This window comes from Enterobacter sp. Lyrl_3 (genome assembly GCF_051948675.1).
GTDB lineage: Bacteria > Pseudomonadota > Gammaproteobacteria > Enterobacterales > Enterobacteriaceae > Enterobacter > Enterobacter cloacae.
In genome coordinates this window covers 162,642-175,012 of record NZ_JAYJLI010000004.1, presented here as the reverse complement: position 1 = coordinate 175,012, position 12,371 = coordinate 162,642, and the positions used below count along the sequence as shown (strand labels likewise).

Genomic DNA, 12,371 nt, shown 5'->3' with positions numbered 1-12,371 from the left:
CCTTTAATCAATCCTGATTCGGTATTAGTGATATTGATAGCAGATGATGACTCACTAATGAAAATACCTTTTTCAGCACCCGTTATATTTCCACTATTATTGAAGTCACCCAGTAAAGACTCCACATTTACTGCGTTTGCGCTGGTAGAAGAAATTGTTGCACCGACTTCATTTTCAACAACAACACGCTGGGCGCCGGTGTTAATATCAAGACCGTTGGCCGCTCCAGATATATTACCTTTATTTGTTACTGATGTGACATCAATACCTGATACGGATACGGCTGCTTTATTGCTTGAGGAAGAAATCGTTACATCTTTATTGATAACATTTTCGGTATCAGCGGAAAAATCTTGTGGGACGGAAGTAGACTGTTCAATAATTCCTGCTGAGGTTATTGCTGGTGTGAATGCCAATATGGCGGGGAACAGTCTTCCGAGCATTCTGGTTGTTCTGTTAAGTTCAATGCGTATATTACTCATGCACACATCCATTTGAATGAAAAGTTCGTGAAATGTTCAGGTTAATAATTGCGTATACATTTCTGAAGAGCGGTTATCGCAAAACCATCTAAAATTATTATTTTTTCAATAGGTTATGTATACTTTGTTTTATTAAAAAGTCGTTTTAAGAATGCTTAATATTTCAGTGTGGTAAATGTAAAATTGGTTAGATATTTCTGGCGACTATGGATTCCTGTTTGTTCAAAGACGCACATATATGAACAACATTGATGGTTAAAGAAGCAGTTACGCTACTTGCGATTTGCCGACACCAGGCAATGGGAGACTTTCAGTGAGCGAGTTAAATGTCTACACTCACTGCTACCAGAGAGAACGGAACCGTAAAGACAGGCTAACTGATGATTCTGATAATTTATGCGCATCCCTATCCGCATCACTCCCATGCGAATAAGCGCATGCTTGAACAGGTAAGGACACTTGACAACGTAGAGATACGTTCCCTCTATCAACTTTATCCTGATTTTAACATCGACATCGCCGCCGAACAGGAGGCGCTCACTCGCGCCGATCTGATTATCTGGCAACACCCGATGCAGTGGTACAGCACACCTCCGCTCCTCAAATTGTGGATCGACAAAGTCTTTTCCCACGGCTGGGCGTATGGTCACAACGGGCATGCGCTGAAGGGAAAAAGCCTGATGTGGGCTGTGACCACCGGTGGAGGAGAAAGCCACTTCGATATTGGCTCTTTCCCGGGTTTTGAGGTGCTGGCACAACCGCTTCAGGCGACAGCACTCTACTGTGGTCTTACCTGGCTTCCTCCTTTTGCTATGCACTGCACATTTGTTTGTGACGATGAGACGTTGCAGGCGCAGGCTCGTCATTATAAACAACGCTTACTTGAGTGGCAGGAGACGCACAATGGATAGCCATACGCTGATACAGGCGCTGATTTACCTTGGCGCGGCGGCGCTGATTGTGCCCGTGGCGGTTCGCCTGGGGCTGGGCTCCGTGCTGGGCTACCTGATCGCCGGGTGTGTTATCGGACCCTGGGGATTTCGCCTGGTCACCGACGCGGAGGCGATCCTGCATTTCGCCGAAATTGGTGTCGTGCTGATGCTGTTTGTCATTGGTCTGGAACTTGACCCGCAGCGGTTGTGGAAGCTGCGCGCCTCAGTGTTTGGCGGTGGGGCGCTACAAATGGCAGCCTGTGGTCTGCTGTTGGGCGGCTTCTGTATTCTGCTGGGAATGGACTGGAAAGTGGCAGAGCTTATTGGCATGACGCTGGCACTCTCTTCGACGGCGATTGCCATGCAGGCAATGAACGAGCGAAACCTGACCGTTTCACAGATGGGACGCAGTGCGTTTTCGGTGCTGCTGTTTCAGGATATCGCGGCGATTCCTCTGGTGGCGATGATCCCGCTGCTGGCCGCAAGTGGGGCCTCCACCACGCTCGGCGCTTTTGCCCTCTCTGCGTTGAAAGTGGTCGGTGCGCTGGCACTGGTTGTCCTGCTTGGCCGGTATGTAACACGTCCGCTGCTTCGATTCGTCGCCCGCTCCGGGCTGCGGGAAGTGTTCAGTGCCGTGGCGCTGTTCCTGGTGTTTGGTTTTGGTCTGCTGCTGGAGGAAGCCGGGCTGTCGATGGCGATGGGAGCCTTCCTCGCGGGCGTTCTGCTGGCCAGCTCAGAGTACCGACACGCGCTTGAAAGTGATATCGAGCCATTTAAAGGACTGCTGCTGGGGCTGTTTTTCATCGGGGTCGGGATGTCTATCGACTTTGGCACGCTGGTCACGCATCCACTGCGGATCCTCATCCTGCTGGTCGGTTTCCTGGTCATCAAAATGGTGATGCTGTGGCTGATCGCCCGTCCGCTGAACGTGCCTGGCAGACAGCGTCTTTGGTTCGCCGTGCTGCTCGGACAGGGAAGCGAATTCGCGTTTGTGGTTTTCGGCGCGGCGCAAATGGCCAATGTGCTCGATCCCGAGTGGGCGAAAGCGCTGACGCTGGCGGTTGCGCTGTCGATGGCTGCAACGCCGATCCTGCTGGTGCTGCTGACGCGTCTGGAAAAAACCGGCAGCGAACAGGAACGTGAGGCCGATGAGATCGATGAGGAACAGCCGCGGGTCATCATCGCCGGATTCGGTCGCTTTGGGCAGATCACCGGTCGTTTACTGCTCTCAAGCGGGGTAAAAATGGTCATCCTCGATCACGATCCGGACCATGTGGATACCCTGCGTAAGTTCGATATGAAAGTCTTCTACGGCGATGCAACGCGTGTCGATCTGCTGGAATCAGCCGGGGCAGCGAAAGCGGAAGTCCTCATCAACGCGATTGACGATCCCCAGACCAGTATGCAGCTGGTTGAACTGGTGAAGGAGCATTTCCCGAACCTGACCATTATCTCCCGCGCGCGCGATGTGGATCACTATATCCAGCTGCGACAGGCGGGGGTGGACGCACCCGAGCGTGAAACCTTCGAAGGGGCGCTTAAGTCTGGCCGCATGGCGCTGGAAAGTCTGGGCCTGGGCGCGTATGAAGCGCGCGAGCGTGCGGATCTGTTCCGTCGCTTCAATACCGATATGGTGGAAGAGATGGTGGCAATGGCGGGCAGTACGGCCACAGAGCGTGCGGCGGTGTTTAAACGCACCAGTGCGATGCTGACAGAGATCATTAACGAGGATCGTAATCATCTGTCGCTGGTGCAGCGTCATGGCTGGCAGGGAACGGAGGAGGGCAAGCATACCGGCGATCCGGCGGACGAACCGGAGAGTAAACCTTCCGCGTGAAGTGGAGTTGCCAGCAATATTAAAAAATTTCTCGCTCTTTACCATGCCGCCAGTCGACGAAAGATTAAGCTTTCCGTATAGTGGCGGCAATTTTTTGCATCCGGGAAATTTTCAATGATCAGTCTGATTGCAGCGCTGGCGGTGGACCGTGTTATCGGTATGGAAAATGCCATGCCGTGGAACCTGCCTGCCGATCTCGCATGGTTTAAACGTACGACGTTAAACAAGCCGGTAGTGATGGGCCGCCTGACCTGGGAGTCGATTGGTCGCCCATTGCCGGGCCGTAAGAATATCGTGATCAGTAGCCAGCCAGGCACTGACGATCGCGTCGAATGGGTGAAATCCGTGGACGAGGCGATTGCCGCGTGCGGTAACGCCGAAGAGATCATGGTGATTGGTGGTGGGCGTGTGTATGAGCAGTTCCTGCCAAAAGCGCAAAAGCTCTATCTGACGCATATTGATGCGGAAGTGGAAGGCGATACCCATTTCCCGGACTACGATCCGGACGAGTGGGAATCGGTATTCAGCGAATTTCACGACGCGGATGAGCAGAACTCACACAGCTACTGCTTCGAGATTCTGGAACGCCGCTAGTTGATAGACCCTCTCCCGGGCGGGAGAGGGAATTCACTCTCAGGAGGCGACCGCCTCGCCTTCCCCCAGGTCCAGCTGTCGGTTGGACGGCTGCACGAAGTACGTTTTATCTTCCCAGCGTAAGCAGGTTAAATCCCCGCCCCAGCAACAACCGGTATCAAGACCGTAGATCCCTTCCGGCGTGCCTTTCCCTTCTAGCGCGGCCCAGTGGCCAAACACCACGCTGTACTCACTGGTGACCGGTCCGGGAATCGCAAACCACGGTTTAAGCGGTGCAGGTGCGCTTTCCGGCGTCTCTTTGGAATACATATCCAGTTGCCCGTTCGGGAAGCAGAAACGCATCCGTGTGAACGCGTTCGTGATAAAACGCAGGCGCGCCAGACCGCTCAGATCTTCACTCCAGTGATTTGGCATGTCGCCGTACATGGCATCAAGGAAGAAGGGATAGGAATCGCTCGCCAGCACGGCTTCTACATCACGCGCGCAGGTTTTTGCCGTCTCAAGATCCCACTGTGGGGTGATCCCGGCGTGTGCCATGACCAGTTTTTTCTCTTCATCGATCTGCAACAGGGGCTGACGACGCAGCCAGTTGATCAGTTCGTCGGCGTCTGGCGCCTCCAGCAGCGGGGTGAGGCGATCTTTCGGCTTATTGCGGCTGATGCCGGCAAAGACGGCGAGCAGATGCAAATCATGGTTGCCCAGCACCATGCGAACGCTGTCGCCCAGCGATTTTACGAAGCGTAAAACCTCCAGAGAGCCTGGCCCACGCGCCACTAAATCGCCCGTCAGCCAGAGAATATCCCGTCCTGGCGTAAAGTCGACCTGTTTTAATAATGCGATCAGTTCATCGTAGCAACCGTGAACGTCGCCAATCAGATATGTAGACATTAGATTAATGAATGAGTGTTGTAACGGCGAGACGGAACACAGGAATAGCAACGCGGAACACATTGCCATCGACGTCGACCATTTCATAGTGGCCTTGCATGGTACCCAGCGGCGTTTCGATCACTGCACCGCTGGTGTACTGATACTCTTCGCCAGGGGCGATGTGGGGCTGTTCACCAACCACACCTTCACCCTGAACTTCGATTTCACGGCCATTGCCGTTAGTGATAAGCCAGTAACGCCCGAGCAGTTGCACAGGCATCCGCCCCAGGTTGCGAATGGTCACGGTGTAGGCGAAAACAAAACGTTCTTCGTCGGGTGAGGACTGCGACTCAACGTAAACGCTTTGTACCTGGACACAGACGCGGGGCGAATCAATCATGGCTTAACTCTCCTTCGGCGGCGCATTTTCGCTAATGTAATTAGCCAGTTTACAGTACTGCTCAACAGAGATGTTTTCTGCTCGCATTGCCGGGTCAATGCCCAGCTCGGCCAGCACGTCAACAGTGAACAGATTGCCGAGGCTATTACGGATCGTTTTACGGCGCTGGTTAAAGGCTTCTGTGGTGATGCGGCTCAGTACGCGCAGGTCTTTGACCGGGTATGGCATCGTTTTATGCGGCACAAGGCGCACAACCGCAGAGTCGACTTTTGGCGGCGGCGTGAAGGCAGACGGCGGCACTTCGAGTACCGGGATCACATTGCAGAAATATTGTGCCATCACGCTTAAACGACCATACGCTTTACTGTTCGGCCCTGCAACCAGACGGTTTACCACCTCTTTTTGCAACATGAAGTGCATGTCGGCAATGGCATCAGTATAGCTAAAGAGATGGAACATCAGCGGCGTGGAGATGTTATAGGGCAAGTTACCGAATACGCGCAGCGGCTGACCCATTTTTTCCGACAGCTCGCCAAAATTCATGGTCATGGCATCTTGCTGATAAATCGTCAGCTTCGGCCCAAGGAACGGGTGCGTTTGCAGACGAGCAGCGAGATCGCGGTCGAGTTCGATAACGGTCAGTTCGTCCAGACGTTCGCCGACGGGTTCAGTCAGTGCTGCCAGACCGGGGCCGATTTCAACCATCGCCTGGCCTTTTTGCGGATTAATGGCCGAAACAATACTGTCGATCACGAACTGATCGTTGAGGAAGTTTTGCCCGAAGCGTTTACGGGCTAAGTGGCCCTGATGGACTCGATTAGTCATTGAGTATTAACAATCATTTTGATGGCGAGATTAAGCGCCGTAATAAAACTGCCGACATCCGCTTTTCCCTGGCCTGCCAGATCCAGCGCAGTACCGTGGTCAACGGACGTTCGAATAAAAGGTAAACCGAGGGTGATATTCACACCGCGGCCAAAGCCCTGGTATTTTAGCACGGGCAGGCCCTGATCGTGGTACATCGCGAGCACGGCATCGGCATTATCCAGGTATTTGGGCTGGAAAAGGGTATCGGCAGGCAATGGCCCGCTCAGGTTCATCCCTTTCGCCCGCATTTCATTCAGCACCGGAATGATGGTGTCGATCTCTTCAGTCCCCATATGCCCGCCTTCCCCGGCGTGTGGGTTCAGGCCACAGACCAGAACGTGCGGCTGTTTAATGCCGAATTTGGTCTGCAGATCGTGATGCAGTATCCCGATGATCTCCCGCAGCAGTTCAGGGGTGATGGCGTCAGGAATGGCCTTAATCGGCAGATGGGTTGTTACCAGAGCCACCCGCATCGCTTCCGTCGCCAGCATCATCACCACTTTCGGGCTGTGCGATCGCTCTTCAAAAAACTCGGTATGTCCGGTGAACGGAATACCGGCTTCGTTAATCACCCCTTTGTGGACAGGGCCTGTAATCAGGGCAGCAAATTCTCCCTGTATGCAACCATCGCAGGCGCGCGCCAGGGTTTCGACAACATAGTGGCCGTTTTCAGTGCTGAGCTGACCCGGAATAACAGGAGTACGAAGAGGGACGGGAAGAAGCGTGAGCGTTCCGGCTTGCTGCGGTGTAGGCTGCTGGCCTTCAACGTAGGGGATAAGCGTTAAAGGCAGACCGAGCAGTGAAGCCCGGTCTTGTAACAGTGTTGCATCAGCACAGACGACCAGTTCCACCGGCCAGCTACGTTGGGCAAGCTGGACCACGAGGTCAGGCCCAATCCCGGCGGGTTCGCCGGGGGTGATCACAACACGATGCTGTTTCATTAGTTGCTCAGAACTTTCACGTAAGCGCTGGCGCGTTGTTCCTGCATCCAGGTTGCCGCTTCTTCAGAGAACTTACGGTTGAACAGCATACGATAGGCTCTGTCTTTCTGCGCTGCGTCGGTTTTATCAACGTTGCGGGTATCCAGCAGTTCGATCAGATGCCAGCCAAAGGAGGAGTGTACCGGTGCACTCATCTGGCCTTTGTTCAGCTTCATCAGCGCATCGCGGAATGCCGGATCGTAGATATCCGCAGCCGCCCAGCCCAGGTCGCCGCCCTGGTTAGCAGAGCCAGGATCCTGAGAGAACTCTTTTGCGGCATTCGCAAACGACGTTTTTCCGCTCTTAATGTCCGCAGCAATCTGTTGCAGCTTCGCACGCGCCTGATCGTCCGTCATGATCGGTGACGGTTTCAGCAGAATGTGGCGAGCATGAACTTCGGTGACGGAGATGTTCTGGCTCTGACCACGCAGGTCGTTGACTTTCAGGATGTGGAAGCCAACACCTGAACGGATTGGACCCACGATGTCGCCTTTCTTCGCCGTGCTCAGCGCCTGGGCAAAGATGGATGGCAGTTCCTGAATACGTCCCCAGCCCATCTGGCCGCCTTTCAGCGCCTGTTGGTCTGCAGAGTAGGTAATGGCCAGCTTGCCAAAGTCACTGCCGTTACGTGCCTGCTCAACGATAGCGCGCGCCTGGCTTTCCGCTTCTGCGGCCTGGTCAGACGTTGGGTTCTCAGGCAGCGGGATCAGAATATGGCTCAGGTTCAGCTCGGTGCTGGCATCGTTCTGGTTGCCCACCTGTTTTGCCAGCGCGTCGACTTCCTGCGGCAGGATGGTGACGCGGCGACGAACTTCATTGTTACGCACTTCTGAAATCAGCATCTCTTTACGGATCTGATTACGGTAGGTTGAATAACTGATGCCATCATAGGCCAGACGACTACGCATCTGATCCAGGGTCATATTGTTCTGCTTAGCGATGTTAGCGATCGCCTGATCGAGCTGCTCGTCAGTGATCTTCACGCCCATTTTCTGACCCATTTGCAGGACAATCTGATCCATGATCAGACGTTCCAGGATCTGATGGCGCAGCGTTGCGTCATCCGGAAGTTGCTGACCCGCCTGGCCCGAATTGAGCTTCACAGATTTCATCAAACCGTCAACGTCACTTTCGAGCACGACACCGTTGTTAACCACAGCGGCGACCTTATCAACAACCTGGGGGGCCGCGAAGCTGGTATTCGCAACCATAGCGACACCGAGCAGCAGCGTTTTCCAGTTCTTCATACTTTTTCCATTTCAATTAACCGCAAAGCGGATTACGTTGCAAAACAAGCACATTACAAGGAACTGCGGTACGGCAGAATGTTCGAGCGCAGCATCTGCTGCGTGCCCAGGCCGTAGTTGGAGCTCAGGCCGCGCAATTCGACATTAAAGCCAATCACGTTATCGTATTTGCTCTGATTGTTTTGAGTATCCCAGCCGTTAAGCTTGCGTTCGTAGCCGACACGCAGCGCGTAACAGCAGGAGTTATATTGCAGACCAACCATCTGGTCAGCAGGCTTGTTGGCGTTAGTGTCAAAGTAGTAAGCGCCAACAATTGACCAGCGGTCAGCGATTGGCCAACTGGCTGCACCACCCACCTGCGAAATCCCGTCTTTATACTGTTCACTGGTGGCATAGTTCGGCAGAGTTACCTGAATATATTCCGGGCTGGCGTAACGATAGGTCAACTGCACCATACGATCTTCATCGCGACGGTACTCGACGGCTGCACTGCTGGTCGCAATATTGTCGAGACGCGTGTCGTACTGCAGACCCCCGCGTAAGCCCCAGCGATCGGTCATGCGCCAGTAGGTATCGCCCGCCCACACCAGCGAACCTGTTTTGTTGTCTTTCTCCCAGTTGATATTGTCATCACCGGTACGAGACTCGGTGAAATAGTAGATTTGACCAACAGAAACGTTAAAACGTTCAACGGCAGATTCATCATAAACGCGCGTTGTGACGCCGGTCGTTAACTGGTTTGCGGAAGCAATACGGTCGAGACCGCCGTAGGTACGGTCACGGAACAGGCCGCTGTAGTCAGACTGCAGGAAAGAGGAGTCATAGTTCTGGATTTTGCTCTGATCGCGATAAGGCACGTACAAATATTGCATACGTGGCTCAAGCGTCTGCGTATACCCATCCGCCAGCAGACCCATATCGCGCTCGAAGATCAACTTACCGTCCATTTTGAATTGCGGAAGAACGCGGTTCACGGATTCGTCAAGGTCGGTGCCATAACGGTTGTTATACCAGTCCACATTTTTCTGCTGGTAATGGGTCGCCATCAGCTTGGCTTCGGTATTGAGACTCGACCAGTTGTTCGACAGCGGTAAATTGATCGTCGGTTCTAAATGAACACGCGTGGCTTCCGGCATGTCCGAGTTGGTATTGACGAAATGCACTGCCTGCGCGTAGACGCGGGTATCGAATGGACCAACATCGTTCTGATACCAGTTCACATCCAGCTGCGGTTCTGCACCGTATGTGCTGGTATTCTGACTGCTAAAAACCTGGAACTGCTTCGTCGACACCGTGGCGTTGAAGTTCTCGATGGCATAGCCAACGCTAAATTTCTGCGTGGCGTAGCCATCGGTACTGGAACCGTACTTGGAATCGAAGTCGTTGAAGTAGTAAGGATCGCTGACTTTGGTGTAGTCGACGTTAAAACGCCAGACCTGATCCATGACACCAGCGTGGCGCCAGTAGTACATCCAACGGTGTTTATCACCTTCTGTTGGGTGCTCATCCTGGAAGACCTTATCTGATGGCAGATAATCCAGTTCCATCAAACCGGTACCCGCCTGGGTCAGATAGCGGAACTCGTTTTCCCACATGACGTTGCCGCGCTTATGGATATAGTGCGGCGTGATCGTGGCGTCCATGTTGGGCGCGATGTTCCAGTAATACGGCAGATAGAACTCAAAATAGTTCGAGGTGCTGTATTTGGCATTTGGGATCAGGAAGCCTGAACGACGTTTGTCGCCCACGGGAAGTTGCAGGTACGGGCTATAGAAAACCGGCACCGGGCCGAGTTTAAACCGGGCGTTCCAGATTTCTGCGACCTGTTCTTCACGGTCGTGAATTACCTCACTTCCAACCACGCTCCAGGTATTCGAACCCGGCAGACAAGAGGTGAAGGAACCGTTTTCCAGAATCGTATAGCGGTTTTCACCGCGCTGTTTCATCAGATCTGCTTTACCACGCCCCTGACGACCTACCATCTGGTAATCACCTTCCCAGACGTTCGTATCTTTGGTGTTCAGGTTTGACCATGCTTTCGGACCTTTCAGGATGACCTGATTGTCGTCATAGTGCACATTACCCAGCGCATCCACCGTTCGTACCGGTTCGGCCGCACCTTCCGGCTGCTTCTGGTGCAACTGCACTTCATCTGCCTGCAGGCGGCTATTGCCCTGATTAATATCCACACTGCCCGTAAAAGTGGCATTGTCAGGATAAGTTCCTTTAGAACTGTCGGCAGTAATGGTTACCGGCAAGCTATTGGTATCGCCACTCACCAGTGGGCGATTATAACTTGGGACGCCAAGCATACACTGCGAGGCAAGATCGGCCGCCAGCCCCTGTTGACTGTACAGGGCGGTGCCAATCATTGTGGCCAGGAGGGTGGGGATACGTTTTTTCATACGTTATATTTTAGTGTTCCGTCATCAGTGGCTACGGCTTACAAACGCTCAGAGACTATCTTACTCATCAGCGCAGTACCAGCGTTAATCCTGCCCGTTTGCGTGCCAGAGTGTTAGGCTCGCTATCGAATGACGAGTATGATAATGCAAATTATAGGCGATGTCCCTCAATTGACCGTGGCTCGACCACTGTAATGATGGCGTTGCGTCGACAAGGGACATGACTATCCGGGGAGTATATGCAGTATTGGGGTAAAATCATCGGCGTTGCGTTCGCCATCATCATGGGTGCCGGGTTTTGGGGCATCGTACTTGGCCTGATTATTGGCCATATGTTCGATAAGGCACGCAGCCGCAAAATGGCGTGGTTCGCCAACCAGCGCGAGCGTCAGTCCCTCTTTTTCTCCACCACCTTTGAGGTGATGGGGCACTTAACCAAATCAAAAGGGCGGGTAACGGAAGCCGATATCCAGATTGCCAGCGTATTTATGGACCGCATGAATCTGCATGGGGAATCTCGTGTGGCGGCGCAAAATGCATTTCGCATCGGTAAATCGGATAACTATCCGCTGCGCGAAAAAATGCGTCAGTTCCGCAGTATCTGTTTCGGCCGTTTTGATTTAATTCGGATGTTTCTGGAGATCCAGATTCAGGCGGCGTTTGCCGACGGGTCTCTTCATCCGAATGAACGCGATGTGTTATACGTGATTGCCGAAGAGCTGGGGATCTCCCGCATGCAGTTCGACCAGTTCTTGCGCATGATGCAGGGCGGCGCACACTTTGGTGGCGGCTATCAACAGCATCAATCCTCTGGCGGCGGCTGGCAGCAGGCGCAGCGAGGCCCGACGCTGGAAGATGCCTGTAACGTGCTTGGCGTGAAACCTTCGGATGATGCGACAACCATCAAGCGCGCCTATCGTAAGCTGATGAGTGAACATCACCCGGATAAACTGGTCGCGAAGGGCTTACCGCCAGAGATGATGGAGATGGCGAAGCAAAAAGCGCAGGAAATCCAGAAAGCGTACGAGCTGATAAAAGAGCAGAAAAATTTCAAATAAAAAATGGCCCGACACAGTCGGGCCATTTTTTTAGAAGTCCACCGGGGCTTTAAACGTCATTGCGTTGCCAAACGCCGGGTGGGTGATGGTGAGTGTCTGGGCATGAAGCTGCAAACGCGGCGCTGAAGCCAGCGCCTCCGGTGGTGCGTAAAAACGGTCTCCCAGAATCGGGTGCCCCAGCGCGAGCATATGCACACGCAACTGATGTGAACGCCCGGTAATGGGCTTTAGCAGCACGCGCGCGGTGTTATCCGGCGCGTACTCCAGCACTTCATACTCGGTTTGCGCGGCCTTGCCCGTCTCATAGCACACCTTCTGCTTTGGTCGATTTGGCCAGTCGCAAATCAGCGGCAGATCCACCAGCCCTTCCGCCTGCGCGGGATGGCCCCAGACGCGTGCGACATACTGCTTTTTCGGTTCACGCTCGCGGAACTGGCGTTTGAGTTCACGTTCAGCCGCTTTGTTCAGCGCCACCACAATCACACCGCTGGTTGCCATGTCCAGGCGATGAACGGACTCCGCCTGGGGATAATCACGCTGAATACGTGTCATCACGCTGTCTTTGTGCTCATCCAGACGCCCCGGCACGGACAACAGGCCGCTTGGCTTGTTGACCACCATAATGTGTTCATCCTGATAAAGGATAACCAGCCACGGGTCTTGCGGCGGATTGTAAGGCTCCATCACCATCTTGTGCTC

At 53.6% G+C, this 12,371-nt stretch carries 12 protein-coding genes; 5 read left to right on the top strand and 7 right to left on the bottom strand.

What is annotated here, in order from left to right:
• The first annotated feature begins 57 nt into the window (after nucleotides 1–57).
• From VF709_RS10705 to folA, 4 genes are all read left to right on the top strand, one after another.
• Nucleotides 58–498: a hypothetical protein gene (locus VF709_RS10705; protein ID WP_440231536.1), complete on the top strand. Its 441-nt coding sequence runs from the start codon at nucleotides 58–60 to the stop codon at nucleotides 496–498.
• 364 nt (nucleotides 499–862) lie between these two features.
• The gene (kefF, locus tag VF709_RS10700) at nucleotides 863–1,393 is read left to right on the top strand and encodes a glutathione-regulated potassium-efflux system oxidoreductase KefF (protein WP_023620041.1); all 531 of its coding nucleotides are present in this window, start codon (nucleotides 863–865) and stop codon (nucleotides 1,391–1,393) included.
• Nucleotides 1,386–3,251 (top strand): glutathione-regulated potassium-efflux system protein KefC, encoded by a 1,866-nt coding sequence (gene kefC / locus VF709_RS10695; RefSeq protein ID WP_013095537.1) that lies wholly within the window; start codon nucleotides 1,386–1,388, stop codon nucleotides 3,249–3,251. The genes kefF and kefC overlap by 8 nt, the downstream gene beginning before the upstream one ends.
• A gap of 114 nt (nucleotides 3,252–3,365) precedes the next feature.
• Nucleotides 3,366–3,845 (top strand): type 3 dihydrofolate reductase, encoded by a 480-nt coding sequence (gene folA / locus VF709_RS10690; protein ID WP_045902535.1) that lies wholly within the window; start codon nucleotides 3,366–3,368, stop codon nucleotides 3,843–3,845.
• A gap of 39 nt (nucleotides 3,846–3,884) precedes the next feature.
• On the opposite strand, the gene apaH is transcribed toward folA, so the two are convergent.
• The 6 genes from apaH to lptD are packed head-to-tail and all read right to left on the bottom strand — an operon-like array spanning nucleotide 3,885 to nucleotide 10,614.
• A complete protein-coding gene (apaH, locus tag VF709_RS10685) occupies nucleotides 3,885–4,733 on the bottom strand; it encodes a bis(5'-nucleosyl)-tetraphosphatase (symmetrical) ApaH (RefSeq protein WP_013095538.1) in 849 nt (282 codons plus the stop codon).
• A gap of 4 nt (nucleotides 4,734–4,737) precedes the next feature.
• Complete coding sequence (apaG, locus tag VF709_RS10680) at nucleotides 4,738–5,115, bottom strand: Co2+/Mg2+ efflux protein ApaG (protein ID WP_013095539.1); 378 nt, start codon at nucleotides 5,113–5,115, stop codon at nucleotides 4,738–4,740.
• A 3-nt stretch (nucleotides 5,116–5,118) separates the two neighbouring features.
• Nucleotides 5,119–5,940 carry a 16S rRNA (adenine(1518)-N(6)/adenine(1519)-N(6))-dimethyltransferase RsmA gene (gene rsmA / locus VF709_RS10675; protein WP_013095540.1) on the bottom strand — a complete coding sequence of 274 codons (822 nt, stop codon included), beginning with the start codon at nucleotides 5,938–5,940 and terminating at the stop codon, nucleotides 5,119–5,121.
• Nucleotides 5,937–6,923, bottom strand: coding sequence for a 4-hydroxythreonine-4-phosphate dehydrogenase PdxA (gene pdxA, locus VF709_RS10670; RefSeq protein WP_040022050.1), 987 nt, complete (start codon nucleotides 6,921–6,923; stop codon nucleotides 5,937–5,939). Before pdxA ends, rsmA begins: the two co-directional genes overlap by 4 nt.
• Nucleotides 6,923–8,209 carry a peptidylprolyl isomerase SurA gene (gene surA / locus VF709_RS10665; protein WP_013095542.1) on the bottom strand — a complete coding sequence of 429 codons (1,287 nt, stop codon included), beginning with the start codon at nucleotides 8,207–8,209 and terminating at the stop codon, nucleotides 6,923–6,925. Before surA ends, pdxA begins: the two co-directional genes overlap by 1 nt.
• A gap of 53 nt (nucleotides 8,210–8,262) precedes the next feature.
• Entirely contained in the window at nucleotides 8,263–10,614 is a 2,352-nt protein-coding gene (gene lptD, locus VF709_RS10660) for an LPS assembly protein LptD (protein WP_040022052.1), read from the bottom strand.
• Between the two features lie 239 nt (nucleotides 10,615–10,853).
• On the opposite strand from lptD, the gene djlA reads away from it, so the two are divergent.
• Nucleotides 10,854–11,672, top strand: coding sequence for a co-chaperone DjlA (djlA, locus tag VF709_RS10655; protein WP_013095544.1), 819 nt, complete (start codon nucleotides 10,854–10,856; stop codon nucleotides 11,670–11,672).
• A gap of 30 nt (nucleotides 11,673–11,702) precedes the next feature.
• Here djlA and rluA read toward each other — a convergent pair whose 3' ends face one another.
• On the bottom strand, nucleotides 11,703–12,362 hold the full coding sequence (gene rluA / locus VF709_RS10650) for a bifunctional tRNA pseudouridine(32) synthase/23S rRNA pseudouridine(746) synthase RluA (protein ID WP_020688480.1): 660 nt from the start codon (nucleotides 12,360–12,362) through the stop codon (nucleotides 11,703–11,705).
• Nucleotides 12,363–12,371 lie beyond the last annotated feature (9 nt).